Origin of the sequence: Actinomadura sp. NPDC047616, assembly GCF_040642915.1 — a bacterium.
In the GTDB taxonomy this organism is placed as follows: domain Bacteria; phylum Actinomycetota; class Actinomycetes; order Streptosporangiales; family Streptosporangiaceae; genus Spirillospora; species Spirillospora miaoliensis.
Genome location: NZ_JBEYTB010000020.1, coordinates 102,858 through 116,895, shown reverse-complemented (window position 1 = coordinate 116,895; position 14,038 = coordinate 102,858). Strand labels below are relative to the sequence as shown.

Below are 14,038 nucleotides of genomic sequence, written 5' to 3'. Positions count from 1 at the left end.
GGTCACAGACCGGCGCGGCCTAGCTTCGCGTGGCGGTTGACGTCCTTGTAGAGCAGGTACCGGAACCTGCCTGGCCCACCGGCGTAGCACGCCTGCGGGCAGAACGCGCGCAGCCACATGAAGTCGCCCTCCTGCACCTCGACCCAGTCCTTGTTGAGCAGGTAGACGGCCTTGCCCTCGAGAACGTACAGCCCGTGCTCCATGACGTGGGTCTCCGGGAACGGGATGGCGCCGCCGGGTTCGAAGTTCACGATGTTGACGTGCATGTCGTGGCGGATGTCGTCGACGTCGACGAAGCGCGTGGTGGTCCAGGCGCCGTTCGTGTCCGGCATCGGGACGGGCTCGACGTCGCGCTCGTTGGTGACGAACGGTTCGGGCGCCTCGATGCCCTCGACGCGTTCGTAGCTCTTGCGGATCCAGTGGAACCGGGCGGGTTCCTGGCCGCCGTTGCGCACCGTCCAGGTCGCGCCGGGCGGGACGAACGCGTAGCCGCCCTCCCCCATCACGTGCCCGTCCCCCTCGATCGTGACCTCCAGCTCGCCGCCGACGACGAACAGCACGCCCTCGGCGTCGGGGTCCGGCTCGGGACGGTCGGAGCCGCCACCGGGCGACACCTCCACGATGTACTGGGAGAAGGTCTCGGCGAAGCCCGACAGCGGCCGGGCGATGACCCACAGCCGGGTGTCCTCCCAGTGGGGCAGGCGGCTGGTCACGATGTCGGTCATCGTGCCGCGCGGCAGCACGGCGTAGGCCTCGGTGAAGACGGCACGGTCGGTGGTGAGCTGGGTCTGGGCGGGGAGTCCCCCCGTGGGGGCGTAGTACCGGCCGCTCATGCTCTCCTGCCTTTCGTCGTCGGTCACGTGTCCTGCCGGGTGAGCATCCGGCCTCGCGGGGCGGAGTCCAGGTCGATCCGCCGGCCCCGAAGCCAGGTGCCGCGCACCACGCCGGTGAGGCGGCGGCCGTCGTACGGCGTGATCGCGTTCTTGTGGTGCAGTTCGCGGGCGTCGACGAGGAACTCCTCGTCCGGCGCCAGGACGCAGAAGTCGGCGTCGTGGCCGGCCGCGATCCGGCCCTTGCGGCGCATCCCGGTCTGCAGCGCCGGTGCCTGCGCCATCCACCGGACCACGTCGGGGAGCCCGAAGCCGCGGGCGCGCGCCTCGGTCCAGGTCGCCGGCAGGCCGAGCTGGAGGGAGGAGATGCCGCCCCAGGCCGCGCCGAAGTCGCCGGTGTCCAGGCACTTGAGGTTCGGGGTCGACGGCGAGTGGTCGCTGACCACCAGGTCGATGACGCCGTCGCGAAGGGCCTGCCAGAGCCGGTCGCGGTTGTCCCGCTCGCGGATCGGCGGGCAGCACTTGTACTGGGTGGCGCCGCCGGGGATGTCCTCGGCGGCGAAGGTGAGGTAGTGCGGGCACGTCTCGGCGGTGACGCCGACGCCCTGGTCGCGCGCCTCGGCGATGATGGGCACCGCCTCCGCGCTCGACACGTGCAGGATGTGCACCCTGCAGCCGGTGCGCCGGGCGAGGTCGACGGTCCGGCGCACCGCGCGGTTCTCCGCCTCGCGCGGCCGGGAGGCGAGGAAGTCGCCGTACCGCGTGCCGTGCGCGGCCGGCGCGTGCGCGATCTCGGCGGGGTCCTCGGCGTGGACGATCAGCAGCCCGTCGAACGAGGCGATCTCCCGCATGGCGGCCTCGAGCCGGCGGGGGTCGAGAGGGGGGAACTCGTCCACGCCCGAGTGCAGCAGGAAGCACTTGAAGCCGAAGACCCCCGCCTCGTGCAGGGGACGCAGGTCCGGGACGTTGCCCGGTACCGCGCCGCCCCAGAAGCCCACGTCGATGAACAGTTGCTCCGCGGCGGTCCTGCGCTTGGTGTCCAGCGCCGCGACGTCCACCGTGGGCGGGATGCTGTTGAGCGGCATGTCGACCAGCGTCGTGACACCCCCGGCCGCGGCCGCCCGGGTGGCGCTGGGGAACCCCTCCCAGTCGGTGCGACCGGGGTCGTTGACATGGACGTGGGTGTCGACGAGCCCGGGCAGCAGCACCTCGTCGTCGGCCAGCCGCACCACATCGGCGTCCGGCACGGCCACGCCGAACGGTTCCACACCGACGATCTTGTCGCCCCGGACCACCACGCTCGCGGACGTCTCCCCCTCGGCCGTCACCATCCGGCGAGCTCGGATGACGCGGAGACGTCCGGTGTCGTTCGTCGTCGTCACTTGCTGCACGTCGGGCGCCTCAGTCCAGCAGTGCCGGCGCGGTGGGGGCGTCGGCGTCGCGTCCGGCGAGGTCCTCGAACTCGACGACGCCGTCGATCTCCGTGCCCATGGCGACGTTGGTGACACGCTCCAGGATCACCTCGACCACCACCGGCACGCGGAACTCGTCCACCAGCTTCTTGGCCTGCTCCAGCGCGGGCAGGATGCCGTCGGGCTCGAAGACGCGCAGCGCTTTGCAGCCCAGCCCCTCGGCGACCTTGACGTGGTCCACGCCGTAGCCGCCGACCTCCGGGCTGTTGACGTTGTCGAAGGACAGCTGCACGCAGTAGTCCATGTCGAAGCTCCGCTGGGCCTGGCGGATCAGGCCGAGGTAGGAGTTGTTCACGACCACATGGATGTAGGGGATGGCGAACTGCGCCCCGACCGCCAGCTCCTCGATGAGGAACTGGAAGTCGTAGTCGCCGGACAGGGCGACGACCGTGGCCTCGGGGTCGGCGGTGGCCACGCCGAGGGCTGCGGGGACGGTCCAGCCCAGCGGCCCGGCCTGGCCCGCGTTGATCCAGTGCCGCGGCCGGTAGACGTGCAGCATCTGGGCGGCCTGGATCTGCGACAGCCCGATCGTCGAGACGTAGCGCACGTCCGGGCCGAACGCCCTGTTCATCTCCTGGTAGACCCGCTGCGGTTTGATGGGGACGTCGGCGAAGTCGGTCTTTCGGAGCATGGTCTTCCTGCGCTCCCGGCAGGACCGCGCCCACTCCCGCCGGTCGGGCAGCCGTCCGGCGGCCCGCCACTCGCGCGCGACGGACACGAACATCTCCAGCGCCGCCTTGGCGTCGGACACGATCCCGTAGTCGGGCGGGAACACCCGGCCGATCTGGGTGGGCTCGATGTCGACGTGCACGAAGGTGCGTCCCCTGGTGTAGGTGTCGAGGCCGCCGGTGTGCCGGTTGGCCCAGCGGTTGCCGATGCCCAGCACGAAGTCGGCGGCCAGCATGGTGGCGTTGCCGTAGCGGTGCGAGGTCTGCAGGCCCACCATCCCGGCGGCCAGCGGGTGGTCGTCGGGAATCGCGCCCCACCCCATCAGGGTCGGGACGACCGGCACGCCGGTGATCTCGGCCAGTTCCACCAGCGCGCCGGACGCGTCCGCGTTGATGACGCCGCCGCCGGCCACCAGCAGCGGGCGTTCGGCGGCGGCCATCATCGCCAGCGCCTTCTCCACCTGGGCCCGGGTGGCGGCCGGGCGCAGCACCGGCAGCGGCTCGTAGGTGTCGGGGTCGAACTCGATCTCGGCCAGCTGCACGTCGAGCGGCAGGTCGATCAGCACCGGGCCCGGCCGGCCCTCGCGCATCACCTGGAACGCCTTCTGGAAGGTGCCGGGCACCTGTGCGGCCTCCATGACGGTCACCGCCCACTTGGTGACCGGCGCGGCGACCGCGGCGATGTCGACGGCCTGGAAGTCCTCCTTGTGCAGCTTGGCGACCGGCGCCTGGCCGGTGACGCACAGGATCGGGATCGAGTCGGCGCTCGCCGAGTACAGCCCCGTGATCATGTCGGTGCCGGCCGGGCCGGAGGTGCCGACGCACACGCCGATGTTGCCGGGCTTGGCGCGGGTGTAGCCCTCGGCCATGTGGGAGGCGGCCTCCACGTGCCGTGCCAGCACGTGCCTGATGCCGCCGTGGTTCTTCATGGCGCTGTAGAACGGGTTGATCGCGGCGCCGGGCAGCCCGAAGGCCTGCGTGGCGCCCTCCTTCTCCAGGATCAGGACCGCGGCGTCGACCGCACGCATGCGTGCCATGTTCACTTTTCCTTTTCTGTACGGCGGCCGGGGAGGTCGCGGCACGGACCGTCCCCGGACCGCCTCGGCTGGTGGGGGGTCAGCGGCCGCTGAGCCGTTCCACGCCGCGCAGCAGCGCGGAGTGGTCGAGGCCGCCGTCGCCGTTGGCCAGCGCTGAGGCCATCAGCTGCGCGACGAGCGCGCCGAGGGGCACCACCACCCCGGCCTCCCGGGCCGCGGCCGTGACGATGCCGAGGTCCTTGTGGTGCAGTTCGATGCGGAATCCGGGGTCGAAGGAGCGCGACAGCATGGCGTCCCGCTTCTGGTCCAGCACCTTGGACCCGGCGAGCCCGCCGCCGAGCACCTGCAGCGCGGCCGCGGTGTCCACACCGTGGGCCTCCAGAAAGACCACCGCCTCGGCCAGCGCCTGGATGTTCGCGGCGACGACGAGCTGGTTGGCGGCCTTGACGGTCTGGCCGGCGCCGCTCGGGCCGACGTGCACGACCGTCCGGCCGACCACGTCGAAGATCGGCCGGGCGGCCGCGAAGTCGGCCGCCTCCCCGCCGACCATGATCGACAGCGTGGCGTCGCGTGCGCCGGCCTCACCGCCGGACACCGGCGCGTCCAGCGGCCGCAGCCCCAGCTCGCGGGCCTGGTCGGCCAGTTCGACGGTCACGTCGGGGCGGATGCTGGAGAAGTCGATGACCAGCGTGCCGGGGCGGGCGTGGGCGAAGACGCCGTCCTCGCCGGCGAGCACGTCCCGGACGTCCGGCGAGTCGGGCACCATCACCGCGACCACGTCGGCGTCCGCGACGGCCTCGGCGACGGATCCGGCCGCGCGGCCGCCCGCCTCGACCAGCGGACGGGTCTTGGCGGGGGTGCGGTTGTATCCGACGACGTCGTGCCCGGCCTTGACCAGGTGGACGGCCATCGGGCCGCCCATGATGCCCAGGCCGATGAAGGCGATGTTCGTCATGACGTCCCTCGATGTTCCGGTTGTGGCTGTCGGTTGTAATGATCAGGCGTGGGCGGCGCGGCGTGCCCGGTCCAGCCAGGCGAAGCCGTCGGCGGACGCTCCCGAGGGCTTGTACTCCAGGCCCACCCAGCCGGCGTAGCCGGCCTTCTCCAGGTCGGCGAGTTGCCGGTCGAGGGGCAGGGTGCCGGTGCCGGGCTCGTTGCGGCCGGGGTGGTCGGCGATCTGCACGTGGGCGACGCGGCCGGCGTGGTCGGCGATCACCGCGTCGACGTCGTCGCCGTTGACGGCCAGGTGGTACAGGTCGGCGAGCAGACCGACGTTGGGCGCGCCGGCCGTGTGGAGGCGGTCGATGACGGCCAGGGCGTCGGCGGCGGACTTCAACGGGTAGGCGGGGGCGCCGCTGACCGGCTCGACCAGGACGGTGCCGCCGATTCGCCGCGCCGCCCGGGCCGCGAGCAGCAGGTTCTCGGCGGCCAGCGCGTCCTGCTCCTGCGGCGTGGCGTCCGCGACGCGGTTGCCGTACAGCGCGTTGAACGCCGTGCAGCCGAGCCGCTCACCGATCTCGACCGTGACGTCGACGTTGTCGCGGAACTCCCGGGAGCGGGCCGGCCACGACACCAGCCCCCGGTCACCGGCGGGCATGTCGCCGGCGAAGAAGTTCAGGCCGACCAGCCGGACACCGGCGTCCCCGATGGCCCGGACGAAGGCGTCCACGTCCTTGTCGGCGGGCACCGCCTCGGCGAACGGCCACCAGAACTCGACCGCGTCGAAGCCCGCGGCCTTCGCGGCGGCCGGCCGCTCCAGCAGCGGCAGCTCGGTGAACAGGATCGAGCAGTTGACCTCGTAGCGGAGGGAGTGGCTCATCGGGACTCGCTTCCAGAGAGGACGAACTTTTCCGTATAGTGTAGTGCAAATTCCGTATCGCGAAATGAAGGTGTCGGCCTCGCGTCGAGTCGGTCACACGCGGCGGGCCCGGCCCGGCGGGCCGCCGCTCCCGAGGTGCGGGGTCCGGGAGCGGCAGCCGTGCGGGGGCGTGGACCGGCGGGGTCAGGAGGCGCCGGCGATCCCGGGCGAGGGCGGTGGTTCCACCGCCGGCCGATCGGGGGTGCCGGAGGCGGGGGTCGCCCGCTCCGGCGCCGCGGCGAACACCGATGGTTTGTCCTTCTTGTAGGCCGACCACTGGTTGAAGAACAGGTTCAGCAGGACCGCGGTGATGGCCGCGGCGCTGATCCCAGAGTCCAGGATCACGGCCACGCCGTCGGGGAACCCGTCCCAGAACTCGGGCCGCGCGATCGGCACCATGCCCATGCCGAGTGAGACGGCCACGATGACGATGTTGAGGTTGTCGCCGTACTCGACCCGCGACAGCGTGCGGATACCGGAGGCCGCGACGCTGCCGAACAGGACCAGGCCCGCGCCGCCGAGGACGGGCGCCGGGATCGCCGCGACCACCCTGCCGAACAGCGGCACCAAGCCGAGCACCACCAGCACGCCGCCGCCGGCCGCGACGGCGAACCGGCTCTTGATACCCGTGATCGCGACCAGGCCGACGTTCTGCGCGAACGCGCTGGCCGGGAAGGCCCCGACCACCGGCGCCACCGTGGAGGACAGCATGTCCGCGCGCAGCCCGCCGGCGACCCTGCGGTGGTCGACGGGCGTGCCCACGATCTCGCCGATGGCCACGATGTCGGCCATCGTCTCCGTCATGATCACCAGCACCACGATGGTCATCGCCACGATCGCGCCGGCGTGGAAGACCGGCGTGCCGAAGGCGAAGACCGGCGGGAGCGAGACCGCCTTGCCCTCGCCGATGCCGGAGAAGTCGGCCTTGCCCCAGGGGACGGCGATGAGCGTGCCGGCCACGATGCCGATCAGGATGGACAGCCGCGAGACGAACCCCTGGAACAGCCTGCTGATCACGAGGATGACCAGCAGCGTCACCCCGGCCAGCGCGATGTTGCCCGGATCGCCGTAGCCGGACGTCCCGCGGCCGCCGAGCGCCCAGTCGAACGCCACGGGCAGCAGCGAGATGCCGATGACGCTGATGATCGAGCCGGTGACCACCGGGGGGAAGAGCCGCACCAGATGCGCGAAGAACGACGAGACCACCACGCCGATGACCCCGGCCACCATGATCGCGCCGAACACGGAGCGGACCCCGTCATGACCGGCGATCGCCACCATCGTCGAGACGGCGGCGAACGAGATGCCCTGCACGATCGGCAGCCGGGCCCCGAAGGGGCCGAGGCCGAGCGCCTGCAGCAGCGTCGCCAGGCCGCTGACGAAGATGCCCGCGGTGACCAGCAGCGCGATGTCGGCGGGCTTGAGGCCCGCCGCGCCGCCGACGATGAGCGGCGGCGCGATGAGCCCGCCGTACATGGTGAGGACGTGCTGGGTTCCGTAGGCGAGCAGCTGCCCGAACGGAAGCCGCTCGTCCTCGGGCCGTGCCGGGGCGGGTGTCTCCCCGGTGTCCTTGCCGTGTCCCATCGATGCTCCTCGGCCGGCCGGTCAGACCCAGCCGGGTACGGCGTGCCAGGCCAAGCCCGGGTCGGACGCGTCGTCGCGGACCACGCAGGCCTCGATCAGCCCGAAGGGGCGGTCGGCCGCGTAGAACACCTCGTTCGGGTTCTCCAGGCCGAACGGCGCCAGGTCGACGAGGAAGTGGTGCTTGTTGGGCGCGGAGAACTTGATCTCGGCGACCTCGGGATGCTTCTCCAGCACCGCCTGCCCCATGCCGTAGAGCGTCTGCTGCAGGGCGTGGCTGTGGATCTCGGCGAACTGCTTGAGCAGCAGCGCCCTGACCGACTCGTAGGCGGCGTCCCAGTCCACGTCGGTGTGGTCGTAGCGCCACCGCGCGACCAGGTCGGTGGCCAGGATCCGGTCGTCGGTCTCCTGCAGCGTCGTGTACCTGTCCTTGAGGAAGCCGTGGAACTCCGAACCGGTGGACTTCAGGAGGGTGACGTCCTGGATGCCGGAGACGACATGGGCCCTGCGGTCGGCGCCGCGCCCGTCCACGTTGACGACCGTCGTGCGGGTGCCGATGCCGCTGCGCACGAAGGCGTGGTCGTGCCCGTCGCCACCGCCATCGATATCGATGCGCTGCCAGGGCACCTCGCTGATCTCGACCCGGGCGCCGTCGGCGGCGGGTGTCTGGGCGATGAAGTGGTCGGCCAGGGTGAGCGCGAAGTCCTCGATCGCGCCGACGCCCTTCTCCCGGGCGAACGCGAAGACGGTGTTCTTCTGGGTGTCGGTGGGGAGCACGTCGGACTGGTCGCCGTCCACGTGCGAGAGGGTGAAGTCGCCGCGCAGCGCGCTGGAGACGGTCAGGTCGCGGATCTCGTGCCGGGGGGTGTCACGGTGGACGCGGACGAGGTGGCTCTGTGCTTTTCCGTACTGGTTGGGGCCCAGGACGATGGCCATCGGGGTCAGCTCCCTCGGTAGGTCGAGTAGGCGAACGGGCTCAGCAGGACCGGCACGTGGTAGTGCTGCGTGGCGTCGGTCAGCGTGAAGGTGAGGCCGACCTCCAACCGCTCTGGCCGGTGGCGGCGAAGTAGGCCGCCGTGTCGTACCGGAGCGTGTAGGTGCCGGGCTCGACCCGGTCGGGGCCGAGCCGGGACACCCTGCCGTCCGCGTCGGTGTACGCCGACGCGAGGACGGTGGTCTGGTCGCCGACGACGCGGCACAGGCGGACCGGCACTCCCACCGCCGGCCGCCCCCGCGTGGTGTCCAGGACATGGGTGGTAATCGCACTCCGCGCGCTCATTGCGTCGCCGTGTTGGTGGCCTGGTGCGCGGCGGCGGGCTGGTTCGGGGTGGCTGTGTTGGCGCCGACCAGGCCGGCCAGGCGGAGTAGTGCGATCTTGCGGAGTTCGCCGGCGACCACGGCAGCCTCGGTGGCGGGGTCGTTGCGGAGCCGGGCCCGCAGCTCGGCCAGGATCTGCGCACCGGACCGTCCCGTGGCGCAGATCAGGAAGACCCGGCCGAAGCGCTCCTCGTAGGCGCGGTTGCCTTCGGCGAGCGCGGCGACGGTGACCGTGTCACGGTCCACGCCGGCCTGCTCCCGCCGCGACCAGGCCGCCGAGGCGTCGTCGCCGCGGGCGCGCTCGCCGATGCGCGGGTGCGCCGCCAGCGCGCGGTCGACCTCCGCCGGGGTGAGGTCGCGGGCGGCGCGGTCGGCCGTGTCGAGGAGCGTCTCGGTGTCGGGGTAGGGCCGTCCGCCGCTCACGGCGGCGACCCAGCGCGGGACGTCGCAGCACGCCCGCAGGTGGTCCGCCAGCGCCCGCTCGGGCGCGGCGTTGAACTCGTCGAGGGTCACAGTGCAACCTCTCTTTCGCATTGCGGAATTAAATTTCCGCACGTGCCATGAGAGTGACACTGTGGTCGCCATCACGTCAACGCTTCGTTGAAGGAATTTCCACGGTTTGTTGAAAGAGGCTGCTCAGGAGCGGTTCCGGTTCAGGTAGTTGTAGACGGTGAAGCGGGTCACCCCCAGCGCGTCGGCCACCGTCTCGGCCGAGCGGCGGTAGCTGAACGCCCCGCGCTCCTCCAGCAGCCGGACCGCCCGCTGCTTCTCCGCTCGCGGCAGGTCGCGCAGCGGGCCGCCGAGTTCGCGTTCGAGGTCGGCGAGCAGCAGGCCGAGGTCGCCGACGGCGTCCCTGCCCTCCCCCGGCGCGGGCAGCCGGACGCCGGCGATGATGTGCCCCTCCCAGACCAGCGGCACGTCGGACGCGGTCAGCTCCGACGGTGCGACGACGCGCGCGCGGATGCGGTCGAGCAGCGGCGCGACCGCCACGAGCAGGGGGTGGCCGGTGTCCAGCGGGTGGTCAGCCATCGGCCCGCTGCGCGCCGTTCCCCGTGTCGACCCGGTCGACCTGGAGCGTGATCCGGCTGGCGCCGTGGGCGAGCGCGGTGGCGAGGACGCGTGCCAGCGCGGGCAGCAGCACGTCGTCCTCGCCGCTGACGGACGTGCCCAGCGGTCCGAAGTCGCAGGTCAGCCCGGCTGCCTGCGCCACGCGCAACGACTCGACCGCATGGGCCGGCGGATCCCCCTCCCCGTGGAAGGGTTCGGTGGTGAACTCGGCCTCGAGGCGCATGGCCCCGAGGCTACTCCGCTAGACCCTCCGGCGGGCCAGCGCCGCCAGCCGTCCGGTGTCCACCCCGATCAGGGCGTCGACCTCGGCGGCGTCCACCGCGCCGCACTCCACCCCGCGCAGCACGAACCCGGCCAGCGCCGCGGCGGTCGCGGGCTCGTCGAGGTAGCCCGAGTCGCCCGCGCCGACGTAGGCGCGGAGCCGGGCCGCCGTCGTGGCGAGGCCCTCGCGGTAGAACGCGTACGTCGCCGCGTACCGGGTCGGGAGCTGGGCCGGATGCAGGTCCCAGCCCTGGTAGTAGCCGCGTTCCAGGGACCGGCGCACCAGCCGCGCGTGCAGCCGCCACGCGTCCTTCACCGCCTCCGGTGACCCGACCGGCAGCACGTTGGTCGACCCGTCCGACAGGAAGACGCCGGTGCCGGCCGCGGCGACCTGCATGACCGCCTTGGCGTGGTCGGCGGCCGGATGCTCCATGCTCTGGTAGGCCGCCGAGATCCCGCACGAGGCGGAGTAGTCGTAGGTGCCGTAGTGCAGGCCGGCGCAGCGCCCGCCCGCGGCATGGATCATCCGCGCCAGCGGCACCGTGCCGTCCGCGCCCAGGATCGACTGCGGCGTCTCCACCTGGACCTCGAACCTCAGCGTGCCGGGGGCCAGGCCGAGCGAGGACTCCACCCGCTCGCAGGCGGTGACCATCGCCTCGACCTGCTCCACGGCGGTGACCTTCGGCAGCGTCACCACGAACCCGTCGGACAGCGCGTCCGCGGCCGCGAGGCCGCCCACGAACAGCGCCAGCGTGCGCAGCCCACGCCGGCGGGTCGGACGTTCGAAGCCCTTGAACCGTATGCCGTGGTACGGCGGCGCCGTGCCGGCGCGGACAGAGGCGGCCAGCGCCGCGGCGGCCGCGGCGACGTCGGCGTCCTCCCGCTCGTCGGGACGCTCGCCGTAGCCGTCCTCGAAGTCGATGCGCAGATCCTCGATCGGCTCGGTGGCGAGCTTGGCGCGGACCCGGCCCAGCACGTCGCCCGCCAGGTCCGCGGGGACGCCCGCGACCGCCGCCAGCTCGGCGGGCCCGGACACGTGGGCGTCGAGGACCGCGGCCGCCCGTTCGCCCCAGCCGCGTACCAGCCCGGCGCCGTAGCGGTCGCCGGGGACGTAGACGGTGTGCACCGGCTGCCGCCGCGCCTGGTCGCCGGGGTACCGGGCGAGCAGCGCCAGGTCACTCCCGGCCAGCCGCGCGTCGAGATCGTCGGCCAGGCCGGCCAGGTCGTCGAGAAGCGTCGCTCTGCGGCCGACCGCCCGCCGGGTCGCCTGGACGTCCATGGGAGCTCCTCCTTCTGCCGTCTGCCGCATGTCCACCGCTACGCCCCCTGCCCCGCCGCCTCGCGTACCGCCGCCGCGACCGCCGGCGCGACGTCGCCGTCGAACACCGACGGGACGATGTAGCCGGCGTCGAGCTCCGCAGGCGCGACGCAGTCGGCGATGGCCGTCGCCGCCGCGAGCATCACCTCCTCGGTGATCTCGCGTGCCCCGGCGTCGAGCATGCCCCGGAAGAAGCCGGGGAAGGCCAGCACGTTGTTGATCTGGTTCGGGAAGTCCGACCTGCCGGTGGCCACCACCGCCGCGTGCTCGCGGGCCGCGAACGGGTCGACCTCCGGGTCGGGGTTGGCCAGGGCGAAGACGATCGCGTCCCGCGCCATCGTGGCGATGTCGTCGCCGGTCAGCAGGTTCGGCGCGGACACGCCGACGAACACGTCGGCTCCCGCCAGCGCCTCGGCGAGCGTGCCGGCGACTCCGCGGGGGTTGGTGTGGTCGGCGATCCACTGCCGCGCCGGGTCGAGCCCGCCGCGGCCGCGGTGCACCGCGCCCTTCCGGTCGCAGGCGACGATGTCGCGGACGCCCTGGGCGTGCAGCAGCCGGATGATGGCGTGCCCGGCGGCGCCGACTCCGCTGACGACCACGCGCAGGCCCGTCTTGTCCTTGCCGACGACCCGCAGCGCGTTGGTCAGCGCGGCGAGCACGACGATGGCGGTGCCGTGCTGGTCGTCGTGGAAGACCGGGATGTCGAGTTCCTCTCGCAGCCGCCGCTCCAGCTCGAAGCAGCGCGGCGCCGCGATGTCCTCGAGGTTGATGCCGCCGTACACGGTCGCGATCGAGCGGACGATCCGGACGATCTCGTCGGTGTCCCGGGTGTCCAGGCACACCGGCCAGGCGTCGACCCCGGCGAACCGCTTGAACAGCGCCGCCTTGCCCTCCATCACGGGCAGCGCGGCCGCGGGGCCGATGTCACCGAGACCGAGCACCGCCGACCCGTCGGTGACGACGGCGACCGTGTTGCGCTTGATGGTGAGCCGCCGGACGTCGTCGGGATTGTCGGCGATGGCGCGGCAGACCCGGGCGACGCCGGGTGTATAGGCGCGCGACAGGTCGTCCCGGTGCCTGATCGGCACCTTCGGGTTGACCTCCAGCTTTCCGCCGAGGTGCATGAGGAAGGTGCGGTCGCTGACCTTGCGCACCGACACGCCCTCGACCTCGCGCAGGGCCTTGGTGACGGCGTCGGCGTGCGCCGCGTCCACGGCGTCGCAGGTGACGTCGACGATGAGCCGTCCGGCGTGGGACTCCACGACATCGAGCGCCGTCAGGGAACCGCCCGCTCCGCTCACCGCGGCCACCAGGGCGCTGGTGGCACCGGGGCTGGCGGGCGTTTCGACGCGGACCGTGACGGCGTAGCCGGGACTGGTGTTCGGCATGTGTTCCTCACTGGGCTGCGAGCGGGGGGCTGAACTTCACGGAGGTTTCCGTAATGCGGATAGTAGTATCTGCATGTCGAAAAAAGCTATGCCCCTCCTCGCGCCGTCCCGCCGCAAGGCGGCCACTATGATTCCGCCATACGAAAAACCGAGCGTCTGAGACACGGCAGGGGACCACCATGACGACCCCGGACTCCGGCACGGGCAGCGCGGACCGCAGGTCCCGCGGCGGAGTGCAGTCCATCGAGCGCGCCTTCGGGCTCCTTGAGACCCTGGCCGCTCATGGCGGGATGATGGGCCTGTCGCAGCTGGCGGCCGCCTCCGGCCTGCCCCTCCCCACGATCCACCGGCTGGTGCGGACCCTGGTGGACCTCGGCTACCTGCGCCAGGAGCCGTCCCGGCAGTACGTCCTCGGCCCGAAGCTCATCCCGCTCGGCGAGAGCTCGTCGCGTCTGCTCAGCGTGTGGGCGCGGCCGCACCTGGTGCGGCTGGTCGACGAGCTGGGCGAGTCGGCGAACCTGGCCATGCTCGACGGCGACCAGATCGTCTACGTCGCGCAGGTCCCCTCCCGCCACTCGATGCGGATGTTCACCGAGGTCGGCCGGCGTGTCCTCCCGCACTGCACCGCCGTGGGCAAGGCGATCATGGCCGGGATGCCGGGTGCGGAGGTACGTCAGATCCTGGGGCGTACCGGCATGCCACGGCAGACCGACAACACCGTCACCGACCCCGAGGTGTTCGCCGCGCAACTGGAACAGGTCGCCGAGCAGGGCTACGCCGTCGATGACGGCGAGCAGGAGGTCGGCGTCCGCTGCGTCGCCGTGGCGGTGCCCGACGCCCCCTCCCGCCTGGCGCTGTCGGTCTCCGGCCCCGCCGCCCGCATGACCGAGCAGGTCGTCGGCAAGGCCGTGCCGCTCCTGCAGGAGGCGGCCCGGGCGCTCTCGCACGACCTGTCCTGAACAGGCGCGGCGTCGATCGCACGCGCCGCGGCCGCCGCCGGCCCCTGGCCGGTGAAGCCCGCTGGACGTCCCCGACCGCATCCCTGCCCCACGGCTCGTCATACCGCACGGCGGTGCGGAGGGGCAGCCGCGCTTCGGCTCCGTCGGCAGGCACCATGCCCGCACTCTCCCGTCGGGCTGCCCGGATGGCCGAAGCGTCTGACGAGCTACAGCATTGCATACAACTTCGCCCTCCAGTCCGCTCCAGGGGCTAGAAATCTCTATGGATCGCATGCAATCGT

General features: G+C 72.3%; 13 protein-coding genes and 1 pseudogene. 1 reads left to right on the top strand and 13 read right to left on the bottom strand.

Features of this window, described 5'->3' with window-relative positions; all coding sequences use genetic code 11:
* Positions 1–2: 2 nt before the first annotated feature.
* From ABZ801_RS36020 to ABZ801_RS35960, 13 genes and pseudogenes are all read right to left on the bottom strand, one after another.
* On the bottom strand, positions 3–860 hold the full coding sequence (locus ABZ801_RS36020) for a bifunctional allantoicase/(S)-ureidoglycine aminohydrolase (protein WP_360706917.1): 858 nt from the start codon (positions 858–860) through the stop codon (positions 3–5).
* Positions 857–2,212: an allantoinase AllB gene (gene allB, locus ABZ801_RS36015; RefSeq protein WP_360706914.1), complete on the bottom strand. Its 1,356-nt coding sequence runs from the start codon at positions 2,210–2,212 to the stop codon at positions 857–859. Before allB ends, ABZ801_RS36020 begins: the two co-directional genes overlap by 4 nt.
* A gap of 19 nt (positions 2,213–2,231) precedes the next feature.
* Complete coding sequence (gene gcl, locus ABZ801_RS36010; RefSeq protein WP_360706911.1) at positions 2,232–4,007, bottom strand: glyoxylate carboligase; 1,776 nt, start codon at positions 4,005–4,007, stop codon at positions 2,232–2,234.
* Between the two features lie 79 nt (positions 4,008–4,086).
* Entirely contained in the window at positions 4,087–4,962 is an 876-nt protein-coding gene (locus ABZ801_RS36005; protein WP_360706909.1) for a 2-hydroxy-3-oxopropionate reductase, read from the bottom strand.
* A gap of 42 nt (positions 4,963–5,004) precedes the next feature.
* On the bottom strand, positions 5,005–5,826 hold the full coding sequence (locus ABZ801_RS36000; RefSeq protein ID WP_360706906.1) for a TIM barrel protein: 822 nt from the start codon (positions 5,824–5,826) through the stop codon (positions 5,005–5,007).
* Positions 5,827–6,009: 183 nt separating this feature from the next.
* On the bottom strand, positions 6,010–7,449 hold the full coding sequence (locus ABZ801_RS35995; protein ID WP_360706903.1) for a nucleobase:cation symporter-2 family protein: 1,440 nt from the start codon (positions 7,447–7,449) through the stop codon (positions 6,010–6,012).
* A gap of 21 nt (positions 7,450–7,470) precedes the next feature.
* A complete protein-coding gene (gene pucL / locus ABZ801_RS35990; RefSeq protein ID WP_360706901.1) occupies positions 7,471–8,382 on the bottom strand; it encodes a factor-independent urate hydroxylase in 912 nt (303 codons plus the stop codon).
* Between the two features lie 5 nt (positions 8,383–8,387).
* A pseudogene (gene uraH, locus ABZ801_RS35985) lies at positions 8,388–8,725 on the bottom strand (hydroxyisourate hydrolase).
* Positions 8,722–9,276 carry a 2-oxo-4-hydroxy-4-carboxy-5-ureidoimidazoline decarboxylase gene (uraD, locus tag ABZ801_RS35980; protein ID WP_360706898.1) on the bottom strand — a complete coding sequence of 185 codons (555 nt, stop codon included), beginning with the start codon at positions 9,274–9,276 and terminating at the stop codon, positions 8,722–8,724. The pseudogene uraH and the gene uraD overlap by 4 nt, the downstream one beginning before the upstream one ends.
* Positions 9,277–9,399: 123 nt before the next feature.
* On the bottom strand, positions 9,400–9,792 hold the full coding sequence (locus tag ABZ801_RS35975; RefSeq protein ID WP_344939528.1) for a helix-turn-helix domain-containing protein: 393 nt from the start codon (positions 9,790–9,792) through the stop codon (positions 9,400–9,402).
* Entirely contained in the window at positions 9,785–10,054 is a 270-nt protein-coding gene (locus tag ABZ801_RS35970) for a hypothetical protein (RefSeq protein WP_360706895.1), read from the bottom strand. Before ABZ801_RS35970 ends, ABZ801_RS35975 begins: the two co-directional genes overlap by 8 nt.
* Positions 10,055–10,072: 18 nt before the next feature.
* Positions 10,073–11,371 carry an aldolase/citrate lyase family protein gene (locus ABZ801_RS35965; RefSeq protein WP_360706892.1) on the bottom strand — a complete coding sequence of 433 codons (1,299 nt, stop codon included), beginning with the start codon at positions 11,369–11,371 and terminating at the stop codon, positions 10,073–10,075.
* Positions 11,372–11,409: 38 nt separating this feature from the next.
* Complete coding sequence (locus ABZ801_RS35960) at positions 11,410–12,798, bottom strand: NAD-dependent malic enzyme (protein ID WP_360706889.1); 1,389 nt, start codon at positions 12,796–12,798, stop codon at positions 11,410–11,412.
* A gap of 179 nt (positions 12,799–12,977) precedes the next feature.
* Between ABZ801_RS35960 and ABZ801_RS35955 the strand changes: the two genes are divergently transcribed.
* Positions 12,978–13,757, top strand: a complete 780-nt coding sequence (locus tag ABZ801_RS35955) for an IclR family transcriptional regulator (protein WP_360706887.1) — start codon at positions 12,978–12,980, stop codon at positions 13,755–13,757.
* Positions 13,758–14,038: the final 281 nt, after the last annotated feature.

Bases quoted from the DNA above. Each gene is read 5' to 3' on its own strand.
- ABZ801_RS35960 (WP_360706889.1), bottom strand. From the start codon at position 12,798: ATGCCGAACACCAGTCCCGGCTACGCCGTCACGGTCCGCGTCGAAACG.
- ABZ801_RS35970 (WP_360706895.1), bottom strand. From the start codon at position 10,054: ATGCGCCTCGAGGCCGAGTTCACCACCGAACCCTTCCACGGGGAGGGG.
- ABZ801_RS35965 (WP_360706892.1), bottom strand. From the start codon at position 11,371: ATGGACGTCCAGGCGACCCGGCGGGCGGTCGGCCGCAGAGCGACGCTT.
- ABZ801_RS35955 (WP_360706887.1), top strand. From the start codon at position 12,978: ATGACGACCCCGGACTCCGGCACGGGCAGCGCGGACCGCAGGTCCCGC.
- ABZ801_RS35975 (WP_344939528.1), bottom strand. From the start codon at position 9,792: ATGGCTGACCACCCGCTGGACACCGGCCACCCCCTGCTCGTGGCGGTC.
- ABZ801_RS36000 (WP_360706906.1), bottom strand. From the start codon at position 5,826: ATGAGCCACTCCCTCCGCTACGAGGTCAACTGCTCGATCCTGTTCACC.
- pucL (WP_360706901.1), bottom strand. From the start codon at position 8,382: ATGGCCATCGTCCTGGGCCCCAACCAGTACGGAAAAGCACAGAGCCAC.
- ABZ801_RS36005 (WP_360706909.1), bottom strand. From the start codon at position 4,962: ATGACGAACATCGCCTTCATCGGCCTGGGCATCATGGGCGGCCCGATG.
- gcl (WP_360706911.1), bottom strand. From the start codon at position 4,007: ATGGCACGCATGCGTGCGGTCGACGCCGCGGTCCTGATCCTGGAGAAG.
- ABZ801_RS35995 (WP_360706903.1), bottom strand. From the start codon at position 7,449: ATGGGACACGGCAAGGACACCGGGGAGACACCCGCCCCGGCACGGCCC.